General features: G+C 73.9%; 17 protein-coding genes. 8 read left to right on the top strand and 9 right to left on the bottom strand.

Annotated features, from left to right (window positions below; all coding sequences use genetic code 11):
• Nucleotides 1-36: 36 nt before the first annotated feature.
• Nucleotides 37-1,179 (bottom strand): cation diffusion facilitator family transporter, encoded by a 1,143-nt coding sequence (locus ACWCV9_RS22550; protein WP_450788980.1) that lies wholly within the window; start codon nt 1,177-1,179, stop codon nt 37-39.
• A gap of 61 nt (nt 1,180-1,240) precedes the next feature.
• On the opposite strand from ACWCV9_RS22550, the gene ACWCV9_RS22545 reads away from it, so the two are divergent.
• Nucleotides 1,241-1,591 (top strand): ArsR/SmtB family transcription factor, encoded by a 351-nt coding sequence (locus ACWCV9_RS22545; RefSeq protein WP_450788978.1) that lies wholly within the window; start codon nt 1,241-1,243, stop codon nt 1,589-1,591.
• Between the two features lie 112 nt (nt 1,592-1,703).
• Here ACWCV9_RS22545 and ACWCV9_RS22540 read toward each other — a convergent pair whose 3' ends face one another.
• A complete protein-coding gene (locus ACWCV9_RS22540; protein ID WP_450788976.1) occupies nt 1,704-3,344 on the bottom strand; it encodes an APC family permease in 1,641 nt (546 codons plus the stop codon).
• 199 nt (nt 3,345-3,543) lie between these two features.
• A complete protein-coding gene (locus ACWCV9_RS22535) occupies nt 3,544-3,954 on the bottom strand; it encodes a CoA-binding protein (protein WP_450788974.1) in 411 nt (136 codons plus the stop codon).
• Nucleotides 3,955-4,094: 140 nt separating this feature from the next.
• On the opposite strand from ACWCV9_RS22535, the gene ACWCV9_RS22530 reads away from it, so the two are divergent.
• The 5 genes from ACWCV9_RS22530 to ACWCV9_RS22510 all read left to right on the top strand — a co-directional run bounded on the left by ACWCV9_RS22530 (nt 4,095) and on the right by ACWCV9_RS22510 (nt 10,390).
• A complete protein-coding gene (locus tag ACWCV9_RS22530; protein ID WP_450788972.1) occupies nt 4,095-4,826 on the top strand; it encodes a hypothetical protein in 732 nt (243 codons plus the stop codon).
• An 85-nt stretch (nt 4,827-4,911) separates the two neighbouring features.
• Nucleotides 4,912-5,454, top strand: coding sequence for a SixA phosphatase family protein (locus ACWCV9_RS22525; RefSeq protein ID WP_450788970.1), 543 nt, complete (start codon nt 4,912-4,914; stop codon nt 5,452-5,454).
• A 39-nt stretch (nt 5,455-5,493) separates the two neighbouring features.
• The gene (locus ACWCV9_RS22520) at nt 5,494-6,120 is read left to right on the top strand and encodes a YigZ family protein (protein WP_450788968.1); all 627 of its coding nucleotides are present in this window, start codon (nt 5,494-5,496) and stop codon (nt 6,118-6,120) included.
• Nucleotides 6,121-6,227: 107 nt separating this feature from the next.
• Nucleotides 6,228-7,391 (top strand): exonuclease SbcCD subunit D, encoded by a 1,164-nt coding sequence (locus ACWCV9_RS22515; protein WP_450788966.1) that lies wholly within the window; start codon nt 6,228-6,230, stop codon nt 7,389-7,391.
• A complete protein-coding gene (locus ACWCV9_RS22510; RefSeq protein ID WP_450788964.1) occupies nt 7,388-10,390 on the top strand; it encodes an AAA family ATPase in 3,003 nt (1,000 codons plus the stop codon). The genes ACWCV9_RS22515 and ACWCV9_RS22510 overlap by 4 nt, the downstream gene beginning before the upstream one ends.
• Nucleotides 10,391-10,399: 9 nt before the next feature.
• Here the strand turns inward: ACWCV9_RS22510 and ACWCV9_RS22505 are convergent, their stop codons facing one another.
• Complete coding sequence (locus ACWCV9_RS22505; RefSeq protein WP_450788962.1) at nt 10,400-10,846, bottom strand: Lrp/AsnC family transcriptional regulator; 447 nt, start codon at nt 10,844-10,846, stop codon at nt 10,400-10,402.
• A 94-nt stretch (nt 10,847-10,940) separates the two neighbouring features.
• On the opposite strand from ACWCV9_RS22505, the gene ACWCV9_RS22500 reads away from it, so the two are divergent.
• Both ACWCV9_RS22500 and ACWCV9_RS22495 read left to right on the top strand, forming a co-directional pair.
• Nucleotides 10,941-11,417, top strand: a complete 477-nt coding sequence (locus ACWCV9_RS22500; RefSeq protein ID WP_450788960.1) for a rhodanese-like domain-containing protein — start codon at nt 10,941-10,943, stop codon at nt 11,415-11,417.
• Nucleotides 11,418-11,443: 26 nt separating this feature from the next.
• Entirely contained in the window at nt 11,444-11,959 is a 516-nt protein-coding gene (locus tag ACWCV9_RS22495; RefSeq protein ID WP_450788958.1) for an immunity 21 family protein, read from the top strand.
• A 12-nt stretch (nt 11,960-11,971) separates the two neighbouring features.
• Here the strand turns inward: ACWCV9_RS22495 and ACWCV9_RS22490 are convergent, their stop codons facing one another.
• The 5 genes from ACWCV9_RS22490 to ACWCV9_RS22470 all read right to left on the bottom strand — a co-directional run bounded on the left by ACWCV9_RS22490 (nt 11,972) and on the right by ACWCV9_RS22470 (nt 18,117).
• Nucleotides 11,972-13,210, bottom strand: a complete 1,239-nt coding sequence (locus tag ACWCV9_RS22490) for a cytochrome P450 (protein ID WP_450788957.1) — start codon at nt 13,208-13,210, stop codon at nt 11,972-11,974.
• A gap of 33 nt (nt 13,211-13,243) precedes the next feature.
• Nucleotides 13,244-14,635, bottom strand: a complete 1,392-nt coding sequence (locus ACWCV9_RS22485) for an NAD(P)/FAD-dependent oxidoreductase (protein ID WP_450788955.1) — start codon at nt 14,633-14,635, stop codon at nt 13,244-13,246.
• Nucleotides 14,625-14,855, bottom strand: a complete 231-nt coding sequence (locus ACWCV9_RS22480; RefSeq protein WP_385844208.1) for a ferredoxin — start codon at nt 14,853-14,855, stop codon at nt 14,625-14,627. The genes ACWCV9_RS22485 and ACWCV9_RS22480 overlap by 11 nt, the downstream gene beginning before the upstream one ends.
• Before the next feature lie 168 nt (nt 14,856-15,023).
• Entirely contained in the window at nt 15,024-15,701 is a 678-nt protein-coding gene (locus tag ACWCV9_RS22475; protein ID WP_450788953.1) for a hypothetical protein, read from the bottom strand.
• A 724-nt stretch (nt 15,702-16,425) separates the two neighbouring features.
• On the bottom strand, nt 16,426-18,117 hold the full coding sequence (locus tag ACWCV9_RS22470) for a DUF885 domain-containing protein (RefSeq protein WP_450788951.1): 1,692 nt from the start codon (nt 18,115-18,117) through the stop codon (nt 16,426-16,428).
• Nucleotides 18,118-18,122 lie beyond the last annotated feature (5 nt).

Raw genomic sequence — 18,122 nt, 5'->3', positions numbered from 1 at the left:
ACGCCCTGCTCACCCTCGGACCCGGGCGGCGCCTGATCACGTCGTGAGGTGGTGGGCGAGCGCCAGATGCGGATCCGGCCCGCCCGGCACCGGTGCCGGGTCCGCGTGCACCAGGGCGGCCGTCAGCCGGGGCAGGGCGTGCAGCAGGGCGTGTTCGGCCTCGACGGCGATCGCGTGCGCCTGCCGTACCGTCGCCTCCCCGTCCACGATCACCGCCAGTTCGGCCCGCAGCCGGTGCCCGATCCAGCGCAGCCGCAGCTCACCCACCCCACGCACGCCGGGCACCGCCCGCACCGCCCGCTCGGCCCGGTCCACCAGCGCCGGGTCGACGGCGTCCAGCATCCGCCGGAACACCTCGCGCGCCGCGTCCCGCAGCACCAGGACGATCGCGGCCGTGATCGCCAACCCCACGACCGGGTCGGCCGCCTGCCAGCCCAGCGCGGATCCGCCCGCGCCCAGCAGCACGGCCAGCGAGGTGAACCCGTCGGTACGGGCGTGCAGCCCGTCGGCGACCAGCGCGGCCGAGCCGATCTCCCGCCCCACCCGGATCCGGTACCGGGCCACCCACTCGTTGCCGGCGAAGCCGACCAGCGCGGCCACCGCGACCGCCGGCAGCTGCGCGACCGGGCGCGGCTCGAGCAGCCGTCCCACGGCCGCCCAGGCGGCGAACGCGGCCGAGCCGGCGATGGTCAGCACGATCGCCAGCCCCGCCAGGTCCTCGGCGCGGCCGTAGCCGTAGGTGAACCGCCGGGTCGCCGCCCGCCGCCCCAGCACGAAGGCGATGCCGAGCGGTACGGCGGTCAGCGCGTCGGCGGCGTTGTGCACCGTGTCGCCGAGCAGCGCCACCGAGCCGGAGAGGGCCACCACCACCCCCTGCGCCAGCGCGGTCGCCCCCAGCACGAGCAGGGACACCCACAGCGCCCGCATCCCGCGCGCCGAGGACTCCAGCGCGGGGTCGAGCTTGTCGGCGGTCTCGTGGGAGTGCGGGGTGAGGAGATGGCCGAGCCGGTGCTTGAGCCCGGGGCGGCCGGTCTGGTGGGGGTGGGGGTGCTGGTGCGCGTGGGAGTGTCCGTCCTCGCCGTGCGCGTGCTGGTGCTGCTGTCGCTCCTGGCCATGAGCTGCGCGTCCCTGTGCCCCGTGGTCGTCCGACCCGTGCCGGTGCGGCTGCCGGTCGCTCACGTCGGTCCCCTTCCGGTGTGCGGGAGTGGACGCGAGACGTCCACGGAGCCATTATGTGCGTATGAGCGCACGCATGCACCTATCACCTGCGCACCATGCGCATCCGCGCACCCCGGGCGAGGAGCAGTTCGCGCTCGCCGCCGACCTCCTGGCCCTGCTCGGCGACCGCACCCGCCTCGCCCTGCTGCATGCCCTGACCGCCGGCCCGGCCGACGTCGGCACGCTCACCGAGGCCTGCGGCGCCGCCCGCCCGGCCGTCAGCCAGCATCTGGCCAGGCTGCGCCTCGCGGGTCTCGTGGGCACCCGCAAGGAGGGCCGCCGGGTGATCTACTCGCTGCGGCACGCGCATGTGCCCCGGCTGGTCCAGGAGGCGCTGCGGACGGCCGACCACCTGCTCACCGAAGGGCGCTGATCAGGACCGCCCATGCGTGGCCGGGTCTCGGTGAGCAATCCCCCGTAAACACGACGGTGTCCCGTCAGCAGGGCTCTGCTGACGGGACACCGGAGTTGGGTGAGGGGGGTGGTCAGTGCGCCGGAGCGTCGGTGACCACGACCTCGTCGATGCTGCGCTCGATCGCCTCGGGGGCGGAGGCGGTCGCCTTGGCCCAGTAGTAGATGCCGAGGGAGAAGACCGCCACGACCAGGATGTCCCACCACAGCGGCAGGGTGCCCGTGCCACCGAAGGTGCTCAGGTAGGAGATCACGCCGATGCCCAGCAGGTAGGGCAGCAGCCACTGCGCGGCCTTGAAGTCCAGCCGCGGCGCGTTGGGCAGGTTCTTGCTGATCGCGTACGCGGCGTAGGAGCCGAGCAGGACGTAGCCGATGAGGATGGCGCAGCCCAGCCGCCACAGGGTGTCCCAGCCGGACCAGAAGATGATCAGGTTGGCGACCACGAAGGACAGCGGCGAGATGAACTTGCCGCCGGGGAGCCGGTACGGGCGCTCCAGGTTCGGCAGCCGGTCCTTGAAGACGCCGTAGGCCAGCGGGGCGCCCGCGTACATCAGCACGCTCGCCGAGGTGATGAAGCTGACCAGGGTCTGCCAGCTCGGGAAGGGCAGGAAGCAGATCACGCCGGTCACGAAGGAGATGGCGAGACCGAACCACGGCACACCGCGGGAGTCCGTCTTGGCGAACACCTTCGGCGCGTAGCCGTTCTTGGCGAGGCCGTAGGAGATGCGGGAGGTGGCGGTGGTGTAGATCAGGCCGGTGCCACCGGGGGAGATGATCGCGTCGGCGTACAGGATCCAGGCCAGCCAGCCCAGACCGACCAGCGTGGCGAGACCGGCCCAGGGGCCGCTGATGCCGGCGTAGTTCAGGTGCGCCCAGCCCTTCGCGAAGGAGGCGTGCGGCAGGGCGGCGATGAAGACGACCTGGAGCAGGACGTAGATCACGGCACCGATGGCGACCGAGCCGAGCGTCGCGCGGGGCAGGTCACGCTTCGGGTTGCGGCTCTCACCGGCCAGCTGGATCGCCTGCTCGAAGCCGAGCAGCGCGAAGATGATGCCGCTGGAGCTGATCGCGGTCAGGACGCCCTTGGCGCCGAACGGTGCGAAGCCCTCGGAGGTGAAGTTGGCCGGGTGGAAGTTGCCGATGGCGATGACGAAGATCGCGGCGAGCGGGACGGCGATCTTCCACCAGGTGGCGGCGCTGTTGGTGTGGGCGAGGACGCGGACACCGAGGAAGTTGACCGCGACGAACACGGCCATGAGGAGTACTGCCACCACGATGCCGCTGGTCGTCAGCGTGCCGTTGGCGTTCTGGAGCCCTTCGGCGAACTTCCAGTGCTTGGCATAGCCGATCATGGCCTCGACCTCGATCGGGGCCACGGTGGCTGCCTGGAGCCAGGAGAACCAGCCGAAGGACATGCCGGCCAGGCCGCCGAAGGCGTAGTGGGGATAACGGGCGGTGCCGCCCGCGACCGGGAACATGCCGCCGAGTTCGGCGTGCACGAGCGCCAGCAGCACGATGGCCACCGCGCCGATCACCCACGAGATGATCGCGGCGGGGCCTGCTGCCACCACGGCCTTCTCGGCGCCGAAGAGCCAGCCTGAACCGATGATGGACCCCACGGAGGCCCACATCAGGCCGATCAGTCCGACGTCGCGGCGGAGCCCACCGGTGTCGCTTGTGGCTACCGAGGGCTTAGCCTGGTCGACATTCGCCATGTCAAGTGGCCTCTCACATGTGAACGGAGATTTAACGGGGAAGGAGGCCACAGATTAGGTAGGCGTGAGGCCCTGGCAGAAGACGTGATACCAAATCTTGACCCTGGATCTTACATGTCTTATACACAAGTCTTCGTACAGGTCAGGCACGCTCTGCGAATGTAGATATTCAGCGCGTAATTGTGATGTAGGAGAAGTATCAGCCAGCCAGGAGCGGAATTTCGATCGCCGGGCAGCGGTTCATGACCATGTCAAGTCCGGCGGTGCGGGTCCTCTCGTAGGCCGCGACGTCGACGACCCCCAGCTGGAACCAGACCGCCTTGGCCCCCTTTGTCACGGCTTCGTCGGCCACCGCACCCGCCAGTTCGCTGTTGACGAAGACGTCGACCACGTCCACGGGGAAGGGGATGTCCGCCAGCGACGCGTAGCCGCGCTCGCCGTGCACCGTCTCGGCCTTCGGGTGCACCGGCACGATCCGCTTGCCGAACCGCTGGAGCACCTGCGCCACCCCGTAGGCGGCCCGGTTCCGGTTGCCGGACAGGCCGACCACCGCCCAGGTGTCGCCCAGCTCGGTCAGGATCCTGCGGATCGTCGCCTCGTCGCCGTACATGGCCGCCTCCTCGTGTCGGGGGATCCTTCGCCTGGGCAACAGCGCTCCGGCGGTGCCGATTCCCCCCGGTACCCCGCCACGGTGACCGGAATCGGCGCAAGGTGCCTGCGCACGGCCGTCCGCCCGCCTACGCTCGGCCCGTGCTGCGCATCCTCGACGCCCGAACCGGTGAGCACATCGCCGCCGCGCCCGCCCGCCGTGGCCTGACCCGTATCGAGGCCCACGCCTTCGGCCTCGACCCGTCGGCCCTGCGGGTGCTGCTCACCGCCGATCTGCTCGTCCGTGCCCTGGAACTGGGCGGAACCCCGGTCTGGGCGACCCTCACCGCCCCCCGCGACCAGCCGGAACTCCGTGCGGCGGGTACCGCCCTCGCCATCCGTCCCTTCGAGGACGGGCACGACCTCGCCTCCGGACTGGGCGAGGCCCAGGCCATCCACGTGGTCCGCCAGGACACGGAGGAGGTCTCCGATGCCGGCCCGGTCGCGGCCGTGGCCCCCGTGGTCACCGCCTGCCCCCTCCCGGTCCTCCTCGGCGACCCCGCCGCGCTGCGCCTGGCCCTCCTCGCCGTCCCGCGCGGCGAACCCGCCCGGCTGGACACCGCCGCGCTGGACGAGGCCGCGCTCCGGCTCGGCGGGTGGCGGCGAGCCGTGGCCGAGTGGGCGCGCCGGCCCTCCCGGCCGGTGCCCGACGAGGTACGGGGGCGGCTGCGGGCCGCCTGGCAGGACGACCTGGACCTGCCCGCCGTACTGGCCGTGCTGCACGACGTGGCGCACACGCCGGACCTGCCCGACGGCGCCCGCTTCGAGACCTACGCCTACGCCGACCGTCTCCTCGCCCTGGACCTGACCGGCGACCTCGGCAGGCCCGCATGAGCCGGGCGACGGCCTCGCCGGCGAGCGGGAGGCGCGGGGTGACTGCCGAGGCACGCGTGCGCTCCGCCGGCCTCGGGAGGCGCAGGTGAGGGAGCGGGCCGGTGCGGGGCCGCTGCGGCGGCTGATCGTGCTGCGGCATGCGAAGTCCGCCTGGCCCGAGGGCGTGGAGGACCACCGCAGACCGCTCGCCCCGCGCGGTCTGCGCGACGCCCCGGCGGCCGGCCGGGCCCTCGCCGAGGCCGACTTCCTGCCCGACCTCGCCCTGTGCTCCACCGCCGTACGCGCCCGGCAGACCTGGCAGCTGGCCTCGGCCGAGTGGGGCACCCCGCCGCCGGTGCGCTACGACCGCCGGCTGTACGGGGCCGCCGTACCGGACCTCCTCGAGGTGGTGCGCGAGGTGCCGGCCGAGGTGGAGACGCTGCTGCTGATCGGACACAACCCGGGCCTGGAGGACCTCGTCCTGGCGCTGGCCGGGGACGGCCTGGACGACACCCTGGACCGGGTGCGGACCAAGTTCCCGACCGCCGCGCTCGCCGTCCTGGCCTGGCGCGGCACCGGCTGGCCGGCCCTCGCCCCGGGCGTGGCCCTGCTGACCTGGTTCACGGTGCCGCGCGGCAGGAAGAGCTGACCGGGCAGGGTGCACCGGTCAAGGCCCTAGGCTTACGGGATGCAGGACGAGTACCGCACAGTCGCCCGCGCGGGCGTGCACGAGACCGAGGTCAATCGCTCCCGCTTCCTGTGCGCGCTCGCCCCGGCCGCCACCGAGCAGGAGGCGCAGGACTTCATCGCGTCCGTGCGCAAGGAGCACGCCGACGCCACCCACAACTGCTGGGCGTACGTCATCGGCGCCGACGCCTCCGTGCAGAAGGCCAGTGACGACGGCGAGCCGGGCGGCACCGCCGGTGTCCCCATGCTCCAGATGCTGCTGCGCCGTGAGATGCGGTACGTGGTCGCCGTCGTCACCCGCTACTACGGCGGGGTCAAGCTCGGCGCCGGCGGGCTGATCCGCGCCTATGGCGGAGCCGTCGGCGAGGCCCTGGACACCCTCGGCACCCTCACCCGGCGCCGCTTCCGGCTGGCCACCGTGACCGTCGACCACCAGCGTGCGGGCAAGGTGCAGAACGACCTGCGCGCCACCGGCCGCGAGGTGCGGGACGTCCGCTACGGCGAGGCCGTCACCATCGAGATCGGCCTGCCGGACGCCGACGTGGACGCCTTCCGCGCCTGGCTCGCCGATGTGACGGCGGGCACGGCCGGCTTCGCACTGGGCGGAGAGGCCTACGGCGACGCGTGATGTTCGTCTCGGATCGGACATAACAGGGCGAATCTCAACGGGGTGTGACGGCCCGGTACCGGAGTGACGGCCCGTGATGTCGGACCCGGCCGATAGTCTCGGGGGCCATGAGACTGCTGCACACGTCCGACTGGCACCTCGGCCGGGCCTTCCACCGGGTGAACATGCTCGGGGCCCAGGCCGAGTTCATCGGTCACCTCGTCACCACCGTGCGTGAGCGCGAGGTCGACGCGGTGGTCGTCTCCGGCGACGTGTACGACCGCGCGGTGCCGCCGCTCGCCGCGGTCGAGCTGTTCGACGACGCCCTGCACCGTCTCGCGGACCTCGGCGTGCCCACGGTGATGATCTCCGGCAACCACGACTCGGCCCGCCGCCTGGGCGTCGGCGCCGGACTCATCGGCCGCGCCGGCATCCATCTGCGCACCGAGCCCGCCGCCGTCGGCACCCCGGTCGTGCTGCGCGACGCCCACGGGGACGTCGCCTTCTACGGCCTGCCCTACCTCGAACCCGCCCTGGTGCGGGAGGAGTTCGCGGTGGAGAAGGCGGGGCACGAGGCCGTGCTCGGCGCCGCCATGGACCGTGTCCGCGCCGACCTCGCCGCCCGACCGCCCGGCACGCGTTCCGTCGTCCTCGCCCACGCCTTCGTCACCGGCGGCCGGGCCAGCGACAGCGAGCGCGACATCACCGTCGGCGGGGTCGCCGCCGTACCGGCCGGCGTCTTCGACGGCGTCGACTACGCGGCCCTCGGCCATCTGCACGGCTGCCAGACCATCACCGAGCGGGTGCGCTACTCCGGCTCCCCGCTCGCCTACTCCTTCTCCGAGGCCGAGCACCGCAAGACCATGTGGCTGGTCGACCTCGGCGCCGACGGATCCGTCACCGCGGAGCGCGTCGACTGCCCGGTGCCCCGCCCGCTGGCCCGCCTCCGGGGCACCCTGGAGGACCTGCTCGCCGACCCCGCGCTCGCCCGCCACGAGGACGCCTGGGTCGAGGCCACCCTCACCGACCCGGTCCGCCCCGCCGACCCGATGGCCCGGCTCACCGAGCGCTTCCCGCACACCCTCAGCCTCGTCTTCGCCCCCGAGCGCGCGCCGGACGACCCCCAGGTCTCCTACGCCCGCCGCCTCGCGGGCCGCAGCGACCAGCAGATCGCCGAGGACTTCGTCGCCCATGTCCGCGGCGCCGGACCGGACGAGCGGGAGACGGCCGTGCTCCGCGACGCCTTCGACGCCGCCCGCGCCGACGACGCCGTACGGGAGGTGGCCCGATGAGGCTGCACCGGCTGGACCTCACCGCCTTCGGCCCCTTCGGCGGCACCCAGGGCGTCGACTTCGACGCCCTCTCCGGCGCCGGGCTCTTCCTGCTGCACGGCGCCACCGGCGCCGGCAAGACCTCCGTCCTGGACGCCGTCTGCTACGCCCTGTACGGCGCCGTCCCCGGCGCCCGGCAGACCGGCCAGGGCATGAACCTGCGCAGCGACCATGCCGAGCCCCGCACCCGCACCGAGGTCCGCCTGGACCTGACCGTCGCCGGACGCCGCCTGGAGATCACCCGGCAGCCGCCCTGGGAGCGGCCCAAGCTGCGCGGCAAGGGCACCACCGTGGACAAGGCCCAGACCTGGCTGCGCGAGTACGACAGCACGGCGGGCGTCTGGAAGGACCGCAGCCGCTCGCACCAGGAGATAGGCGAGGAGATCACCCAGCTGCTCGGCATGAGCCGCGAGCAGTTCTGCCAGGTGGTGCTGTTGCCCCAGGGCGACTTCGCCCGCTTCCTGCGCGCCGACGCGGAGGCCCGCGGCCGGCTGCTCGGCCGCCTCTTCGACACCCAGCGCTTCGCCGACGTGGAGAAGCGCCTCGCCGACCGCCGCCGCGCCACCGAGGCACGCGTGCGCGAGGGCGACGCGGCGCTGCTCGCCGACGCCCACCGCATGCAGCAGGAGGCCGGCGACGCCATGGAGCTGCCCGACCTGGCCCCCGGCGACCCGGGCCTCGCCGACGCCGTGCTCGGCGCCGCCGCCGTCGCCCGCAGCACCGCCCGCGAACGCCTCACCCTCGCCCACTGCCGCCTCACCGCCGCCGAGGCCGCCCACGCCCAGGCTCGCGTCGCGCTGGACGACACCCGGGAACTCGCCCGGCTCCAGGCCCGGTTCGCCGAGGCCCGGCAGCGCGCCGCGAGGCTCCAGGAGCGGGCCGGCGCGCACGCCGAGGCCCGCCAGCGGATGGAGCGGGCCCGCCGGGCGGAGGCGGTCGCCCCCGCGCTGGAGCTGCGTGAGGCCGCCGAGCAGGAGCACCGCGGGGCCGCCCGCGCCGAGGCACGCGCGCGCGGCATGCTCGACGGCCCCTGCGCCGCGCACGCCGACGCCGGTGCGGCCGGACTCGCCGCCGCCGCCCGCCGGGCGGCCGAGGAACTGGGCGGACTGGACGCGGCCCGGCGCGCCGAGCGGCGCCTCGACCGCCTCGCCGAGGAGCGCGCCCTACTCGACCGGCAGGAGCGCGCCGACGAGGACGTCCTGCGCGAGGCCGACGCCTGGCTCGACGGCTGGGACACCAGCCGCGCCGCTCTCCAGTCCCGCATCGACTCCGCCCAGGAGGCCGCCACCCGCGCCGAGCAGCTCGCCGTCCGGCGCGAACCCATGGAGCAGCGGCTCGCGGCGGCCCGCACCCGCGACGCCCTCGCCGCCGACCTGGACGCGGCCCGGGAACGCGCGCGCATCTCCGCGCAAGCGGCCCTGGACGCCCGCGCGCACTGGCTCGACCTCAAGGAACAGCGACTCAACGGCATCGCCGCCGAGCTGGCCGCCCACCTGAGCGACGGCGAGCCCTGCGCGGTCTGCGGCGCCACCGAACACCCCGCACCGGCCCGCAAGGTCGCCGGACACGTCGACCGGGAGACCGAGGACCGCGCCCTGGCCGCCTGCCGGCGCGCCGAGGAGCGGCACACCGAGGACGAAGGCCGGCTGGGCGCCGTACGGGAGGCCCTCGCCGCCGCCAGCGCCGAGGCCGGAGACACCACGACCGCGCAACTCGAAGCCGAAGCGGCCGAGTTGGAGCAGGAGTACACCCGCGCCCGGCGCGCCGCCTCCGCGCTGCACGCCGCCCACGAGGAGCTGCGGCGCGCCGAGCAGGAGCGCGAGCAACGCCTCGCCGACCGCCAGCAGGCCGCCGTACGGGCCGCCTCCCGGCTCACCCGGCGCGACACCCTGGAACGCGAACAGGCGCTGCTGGAAGCCGAGTTGGCCGAGGCCCGCGGCACCGCCGCGAGCGTGGCCGCGCGCGCCGCGCAGCTGGAACGGCAGGCGGCGCTGCTCACCGAGGCCGCCGACGCCGCGCGCGCCGCCGAGGACGCGGCCCAGCGTCTGAAGGCCGCCGACGCCCGCCTCGCCGACGCCGCCTACCGGGCCGGCTTCGACACCCCGCAGGCCGCGGCCGCCGCGCTGCTGGACCCCGCGGCCCACCGCGAGCTGCAACACCGGCTGGACGCCTGGCAGACGGAGGAGGCCGCCGTCCGCACGCTGCTGGCCGAGGCCGACACCGCCGCGGCCGACCGGCAGCCGCCCGCCGACCTGGCCGCGGCCGAACGGACGGCGGCCGACGCGGAGCGCCGGCTGCGTGAGGCGGCCTCCGCGCGCGACGCCGCCGCCCGCGCGTGCGCCGAACTCGACCGCCTCTCCGCGCGGGCCGCCGAGGCCGTACGCCGACTGGCGCCGCTGCGCGAGGAGTACGACCGGGTCGCCCGGCTCGCCGCGCTCACCGCCGGCACCTCCGCCGACAACGAACGCAAGATGCGCCTGGAGTCGTATGTGCTGGCCGCCCGCCTGGAACAGGTGGCCGCCGCCGCGACCGTGCGGCTCCAGCGGATGTCCTCCGGCCGCTACACCCTCGTCCACTCCGACGACCGCACCGGACGCGGCCGCAGCGGACTGGGACTCCATGTCGTCGACGCCTGGACCGGCCGCGAACGCGACACCGCCACCCTGTCCGGCGGCGAGACCTTCTTCGCCTCCCTGGCGCTCGCCCTCGGCCTCGCCGACGTGGTCACCGACGAGGCGGGCGGCGTTCGCCTCGACACCCTCTTCATCGACGAGGGCTTCGGCAGCCTGGACGACCAGACCCTGGACGAGGTCCTGGACGTTCTCGACTCCCTGCGCGAACGCGACCGCAGCGTCGGCATCGTCAGCCATGTCGCCGATCTGCGCCGCCGGGTCCACGCCCAGCTGGAGGTCGTCAAGGGCCGCTCCGGCTCCACACTCAGACAGCGCGGCACCGGCTGAGCGCCCGGGTCAGTGCCCGAGCGGCCGCCGGGGCAGGGGAGAGGAGTACACGACGCTCGTGGTCACCGAGCCCAGCGCGCCGATCTTCCCGGAGATCTCCTCCAGGTGCGGCATCGAGCGCGCGGCGACCTTGATGACGAAGCAGTCGTCCCCGGTGACATGGTGGGCCTCCAGGATCTCCGGGGTGGCGGCCACCAGGTCGTGGAACGGCTTGTAGTTGCCGTTGGGATACCGCAGCCGCACGAAGGCCAGGATCGGCAGGCCGAGCCGCTCGGGGTCCACGACCGCCGCGTAGCCCTGGATCACCCCGGCCTCCTCCAGCCGGCGGACCCGCTCGGTGACGGCGCTCGGCGACATCGACACGGCCCGCGCCAGCTCGGCGTAGCTGACACGGCCGTCGCGCTGGAGGACGTCGAGTATGCGCCAGTCGGTGGCGTCCGGGGAATACACGGTCATCCGGGATGGATAGCAGGGAAATCACCGGCCGATCAAGAGCAGGCCCGGGGATCGCCCCTTCAACGGGCCGCGGTCCGCTCGCAGAATTTAAGCCATGATCACTACGAACTCCGTGAACCCCGTGCTGCGGGTCGCTCCCGCCGCCCCCGCCGAGGCCGCCGCCTACTTCCGGGCGAGCCTCGCCTTCCACGCCGATGTCTCCGACGTGGCCGCCGCCCTCGCGGCCGGCGGCGACCCCGGCTTCGTCCTGGTGGACACCCGCTCCACCGAGTCCTGGGACCAGGGCCACGTCCCCGGCGCCGTCCACCTGCCCACCGCACTCATCCCCGAGCAGGCCGCACAACTCCTCGACAGATCCGTGCCGGTGGTGACGTACTGCTGGGGCCCCGGCTGCAACGGCGCCACCCGCGCCGCCCTGGCCCTCGCCGAACTCGGCTACCAGGTCAAGGAGATGCTCGGCGGCTTCGAGTACTGGGCACGCGAGGGCTTCGCGTACGAGACCTGGCAGGGCCCGGCGCGCCGCGACGCCGACCCGCTGACCGCGCCCGTCGACGGCGAGTGCGGCTGCTGACGCCGGGCCGTGTAGGTTCTGGGCCCATGGCGCGATATGCGGACCCAGGCGTACTGGAGTGGGTGGAGTCGGGCGGCGGCCCGCTGATAGCCGTCCCGGAGGCGGTGCTGCCGTTCTGGGCGGGCGCCGACAGCGAGGATCTCGACACGGACTACGACCGGGCATGCGAGGTCGCCGGATTCGCCGGCCTGCTCCCGGTCGGCGACAGCGCGGCCCTCGTCCTCGGCGACGAACCGGCGGCCACCTCCTATCTGCCCGAGCACGGCACCCTGGTCCGCTGGTCGGCCGCGAACTCCGAGGACGAACTCCTCGCCGGGGTCCCCGCCGCGCTGCGGACGGCCGCCTGGGAAGCGGAGCTGCGCTGGCACGTACCCGGCCCGGTGCTGCTGTTCGACTCGGCCTGGCCGGGCGCCGAGGCCCCCGGCACCGAACACCTGCGCATCCCGCTGACCGCGGGCAGCTACGCGGTCCGCGCGGCCTACGCCCAGCCGGGCCCGGAGACCTGGCTGGGACTGGTGCAGATCAGCAGGATCACCGGCTGAGCGTCCGGCCGCTCAGGGCCTGAGACCGTCGAAGGCGATGGTCAGATGCCGGGGACCGCGCAGCACCACGTTCTGCCGGTACGGCGGCGGGTCCTCGACCAGCCGCGGATTCTCCAGCCGCCGGGCCAGTTCGGACAGGGCGATCTGGGTCTCCAGCCGGGCCAGCGGAGCGCCGAAGCAGCTGTGGATGCCGCTGCCGAAGCCCAGGTGCTGGATGTCCTCGCGGTCCGGGTCGAAGCGCTGCGGGTCCTTGAACCGCTCCGGGTCGCGGTTGCCCGCGGCCAGGACCAGCCAGAGCCGCGAGCCCTTGGGAATGGTGACCCCGCGCACCTCGATGTCGGCGATACAGGTGCGCTGGGGCACGATCTGCACCGGCGGCTCGTAGCGCAGCAGCTCCTCCACGATCCGCACCGACAGCGCCGGGTCCTCGCGCAGCCGCCGCAGCACGTCCGGGTGGCGCAACAGCGTCAGCATGCCGTTCGTGATCAGGTTGACCGTCGTCTCGTGCCCGGCGATCAGCAGCAGCACCGCGGTGCTGAGCACCTCCATCATCGTCATGGCACCGTCCGGGCCACGGCTGTTGACCAGGTCGGACAGCAGGTCGTCCTGGGGGTCCTTGGTGCGCTGCTCGACCAGCCCCGCCAGGTACATCCCGAGCTGCATCCGCGCCTCCTGCGCCGTCTTCACGGACTCGGCGTCCGCGTTCTGGCGCGTCTCCGGGTCGAGGCTGGCGACCAGCGGGTCGACCCAGGCGCGGAAGCGGGGCTCGTCCTCCCGGGGCACGCCCAGCAGCCGGCAGATCACCGTCACCGGGAACGGATACGCGAACTGGTCGACCAGATCGATCTCCCGCGCCTCGCCGAACCCGTCGATCAGACCGCCGACCACGGCCGCCATGTCATCCCGCATGTTCTCGACCCGGCGCGGCCGGTGCGGCGGCCCGAAGGCGCTGTTGGCGATGCGCCGGAGCCGGTCGTGCTCCGGCGGGTCGAGCCGCAGGAAGGACGGCGGCAGCCCGGTGTCCTCCGCCTGGCCGGTCTCGTCGTCCCCGGCGGCAGCGAGATTCGCGGCGTCGGAGCTGATCCGCGGATCGTGCAGCAGGGCCTCGATGTCGTAGTAGGAGCTGATGACGTAGGGGCCGCCCTCCTCCTCGTGCAGCACCGGAGTCCTGCGGAGCTCCTCGTACAGCGGATACGGGTTGGCGCGGTGGGCGAAGTCGGTGATCTGGCGCACCAGTGAGGCTTGCGTCATGACGGGTCCTTGGGGCGTCGGGCCGGACGGCGGTCAGTGCCGGGCGGGGTGGAAGACCAGCTGCTGCTCGGCCGGTGAGTAACCGCTGAGGGTCACGGTCGGGCCATGGGTCGGCAAGGACGGGTCGGGGAAGTCGGCGGACACCGGCTGCCTGCCCTCGGGACGGCGGTCCATCGTCGGGTACTCCACCGGGAACGGCGCGCCGCGTTCGATCTGCCGTGCGTAGAACTCCAGCCACCGGGCGTTGTCGAAGGTCACGGCGGCGACGACCCGGCCCTGGTGGCCGTACACGCCGACGAACCGGCGCTCCGTCGGGGAGCCTTGCGTGATCATGATCTGGTCGCCCATCGGCGGGACCCCGACCGACTTGATGTTCACACCGAACATCGAGGACCAGAAGGCCGGCATCCACAGGTGCGGGCGCCGGTCGGGGCCGTGGCAGATCATGTTGTGCGCGGCCGTCTCCGCCTGGGCGACGGCATTGCCCCAGTGCTCCAGCGACAGGAACTGGTAGCCGAACAGCGCGTGCGGCGACCGCGCCACGTCACCGGCCACGAACACGTCGTCGGTGACGATGCCCCGGAAGTCGAAGGCCCGGCAGCCCGCGTCGCAGGCGATGCCGCGGGGCCCGGCGCCCAGCCCCGACCCGGCCAGCCAGTCCGTGTTCCGCAGCGAGCCCAGCGAGACCACGACCACGTCCGCCTCGACGGTGCTCTCGTCCGACAGATGGACGGCCCGGACCCGGCCGACCGAATCGCCCTCCAGCGCGGTCACCGTGACATGGGTGCGCAGATCGACACCGTTCTCGATCTGGAGGTCGGCCGCGACCGCGCCCACCACCCCGCCGAGCGCGCCCACCAGCGGCGCCCCCGCACGCTCCGCCACGGTGACCGGAAGTCCCATCTCGCGGCACGCCGAGGCGACCTCCGACCCGGCGAACCCGGCGCCGATCACCACCACCCGGCGCGGCCCCGCCTTCAGCCGCCGGTACAGCCCCGCCGCGTCCTCCCGGGTGCGCAGCAGGCACACGCCGTCCAGCCGGGCCTCCTCCTCCTTCGGCCACGGACGGGCGCGGACACCGGTCGCGATGAGCAGCCGGTCGTACTCCACCTCGTCCCCGTCCGCCAGCCGCACCCGCTTGGCCGTCAGATCCAGGCCGGTCGCGGCGACGCCGAGCCGCCACTTGGCGTCGATGTCCCAGCGGTGCGGCAGCTCGGTGTGGTGCGGGGACGCCATGCCGAGCAGGACGGACTTGGACAGCGGCGGCCGGTCGTACGGCTCGTGCGGCTCGTCGCCGATCAGGGTCAGCTCCCCGGCGAAGCCCTCGGCGCGCAGCGTCTCGGCGGCGCGCAGCCCCGCCAGCGAGGCGCCCACGATCACGATCCGGCCCTCGCGCCTGAGCCAGTCGATGTAGTCAGCGGCCATCGGACGCCCCCGCTGCGTCTCCCGCGCCGTCCAGGCCGTCCGCCGTGATCGCCTGCACCGGGCACGCGGCCACCGCGCGGGCCAGCCGCTCCCGCTGCTCCTCGGGGGCGTGCGGGTTGTACACCAGCGCCTCGTCGCCGTGCATGGCGAAGACGTCCGGGGCGAGGAACGCGCACTGGGCGTACCCCTGACATTTGTTGAGATCGACGACGAGCCTCATCGGCGCTCCGCCTTCCGATGGCCAGGTCCGGTGCGGGCCACCCTGTCGCGCGGGCGCTTCCGGACGGCGGTCATGTCCCGTTGGCCAGCATGAGCCGGGTACGGCGAGATCGCGCGCCGGGAGGCCCGGCCGGACGAACGGCCACCGGGGGCACGCACCCCCGACCCGTCACGCCCGTCCCGCGCCACCCGACCGGTCACGGCCGCTCGCCACCAGGATGTACAGGCTGAGCACCAGGGACCACGCCGGGAAGACCAGCTCCGCCCACGGCACGTTCGGCGAGACGAACAGCAGGGTCAGGGAGGTGACGTAGCCCAGGACGGTGAGCCCGCGCGGCAGCACGCCGAGCCGGCGGCCGATGGCCGAGACGACGGACACGAAGACGGCCGCCATCCGCATCCCGTACCCCACCATCAGCGTGTAGGCGAAGTGGCGGCCGAAGTCCCAGGCAGCGGTCGGCGGCGCGCTGCCGCTCGGGTGCGCCAGCGAGAGGACGGCATCGGCCGCCGCGCCGGCGCCGAACAGCGTGGCCGTGAAGACCAGACCGCTGCCGAGGAACACCGTGGCGAGGAACCTGTCCTCGGCCGCCCCGACATGTGCCCGTACGGCGCCCATGAACCACAGGAAGAAGATGCCGGCGAACGGCACCAGCGCGAGGGCCGTCTGCACCGCGCTGCGCCGCGTGGAGTTCGTGAACCCCTGGGCGGTGACCGCGTCGGCGCCCTGCGGAATGGCCAGCCGGATCAGCACGATCGCCGCCGCCAGCAGCAGCGCGAAGACGACTCCCGCCAGCCCGGCGGCACGCGGCGTCTCCAGTTGGCGCTGCCCGGGTCCCTTCTGCTGCATGCCGGCCCGCCTCCTCCGCATCGGCCCCGGCACCAGCTAGCCGCCCGCACACCAGGCCCGCCACCGGGCCAGGGCCGGACGGCGGAGCGCGCGCCCCGGCGATCGACGGTGCCGGCGGGCCGGGCCCGGCCGTGCTGCGGGCTGTCCACTGCTTCCAGGGTGTCGCCGACTCGGGGCGCGGGGTCCTTGGGGACTCCGCGACACGGGTCCTCTCGGGGGCTGGTGACCCGGCGGAGCGCGCGCCCGGCGATCGACGGTGCCGGCGGGCCGGGCCCGGTCGTGCTGCGGGCTGCCCACTGCTTCCAGGGTGTCGCCGACTCGGGGCTCGGGGTCCTCGGGGGCTCCGCGCCCGGGTTTTCTCCGGGACTGGCGACCCGGCGGAGCCGCTCGCGCCGGGCTGGCCGGCCGACGCGGTGGTACGGAGGGGCAACGCGGTGGTCCGTAGGGCCGGCCGGCCGAGGCGGTGGTCGGGGGACGGCCGGCGGCGCGGTGGTCCGGGAGACGGCCCCGTGGTGGTTCGGAGGGACGCGGCCGGTCGAGGCGGTGGTCCGGAGGGACGGCCGGTCGACGTGGTGGTCCGGGGGGACGGCCGCTCGAGGCGGTGCTCCCGGGACGGCCGGTCGACGTGGTGGTCCGGGGGACGGCCGGCGGGGGTGTTCTCCTCGCCGGCCGTGACCTCAGCGGTTACGACGGCACGCTCGCCGGAGTGACCGGCGGGCGCGGTTCAGAGCCGGGACAGCTCGTCCACCAGGTCGTCCAGGCCCAGCGAGCCCTGCGACAGCGCCGCCATGTGCCAGGCCTTCAGGTCGAAGGCGTCGCCGTGCCGCTGCCGCGCCTTCTCCCGGCCCAGCAGCCACGCCCGCTCGCCCAGCTTGTAGCCGATCGCCTGCCCCGGCATGGTCAGATACCGGGTCAGCTCGCTCTCCACGAAGTCCGCCGGCCGGCTGCTGTGCGACCCGAAGAACTCCTGCGCCAGCTCCGGCGTCCAGCGCTCGCCCGGGTGGAAGGGCGAGTCGGCCGGGATCTCCAGCTCCAGGTGCATGCCGATGTCGATGATCACCCGCACCGCGCGCATCATCTGCGCGTCCAGGTAGCCGAGCCGCTCCTCCGGCCCGGTCAGATAGCCCAGCTCGTCCATCAGCCGCTCCGCGTACAGCGCCCAGCCCTCGGCGTTGGCGCTCACCCCGCCGACCGTCGCCTGGTAGCGGGAGAGGTTCTCGGCCACGTGCGCCCACTGCGCCAGCTGGAGGTGATGCCCGGGCACGCCCTCGTGGTACCAGGTCGAGACCAGGTCGTAGACCGGGAACCGGGTCTGCCCCATCGTGGGCAGCCAGGTGCGGCCCGGCCGGGAGAAGTCCTCCGACGGCGCCGTGTAGTAGGGGGCCGCCGCACTGCCGGCCGGGGCGATGCACGACTCCACCTTCCGCACCCGCTCGGCGAGTTCGAAGTGGGTGCCGTCCAGATCCGCGATGGCCTGGTCCATCAGGCCCTGGAGCCACTCGCGGACCTCGTCCACACCCTCGATGTGCCGGCCGTGCTCGTCCAGGTGCGCGAGCGCCTCCCACGGGGTCCGCGCGCCCGGCAGGACCTTCTCGGCCTCCTGCCGCATCTCGCCGAGGAGCCGGTGGAACTCCGCCCAGCCGTACGCGTAGGCCTCGTCCAGGTCCAGATCGGTGCCGTTGAAGTACCGGGACCAGCGCGCGTACCGCTCCCGGCCGACCACGTTCGGGGCGTCCTTCGCGGCCGGCGCGTACACGTCCCGCAGCCAGTCCCGCAGCTCCACCAGCGCACCGGTCGCCGCGCGGGCCGCCGCGTCCAGCTCGGCGCGCAGCGCCTCCGGTCCGGCGGCGGCGAAGTCCTCGTACCAGCCGCGGCCCTCGCCGTCGCCGCCCGTCCACTCGGTGAGCTGCTCGACGAACGTCGCGGTCGGCCGCGGAGCCGCGAACAGCCCCCGGTCCAGGCCGAGTTGCAGCGACTTCCGGTAGCCGGCCAGCGCCTCCGGCACCGCGCGCAGCCGCTCGGCGATCGCCGCCCAGTCCTCCTCCGTCTGCTGCGGAGTCACCGTGAAGACCTCCCGGACCGAGTGGCCGGGGGTGTGCATGTTGCCGACCGCGCGCAGATGCTCGTCCGCGTCGTGCATGGCGAGTTCGGCGGTCAGCCGCTCCCGCAGCAGCCGCGCGCAGCGCCGCTCCACGTCGCTGTCCGCGCCGGGCTGCCGCTCCGCCTCGTCCAGCTTCGCGAGCGTCGCCCGGGCCAGCCCGGCGAGGGCCTCCTGGCCCGCGGGCGAGTAGTCCGGCAGCCTGCTGGAACTCTCCTTCACGCCGAGGTAGGTACCGGTGACCGGGTCGAGGGCGATGAGGTCGTCCACGTACGCGTCGGCGACCTGACGGGGCAGCGGGCTCTTGATGTCAGACATGCCGC

This window comes from Streptomyces sp. NPDC001606, from assembly GCF_053596835.1.
This window is presented reverse-complemented; position numbering and strand designations above follow the sequence as displayed.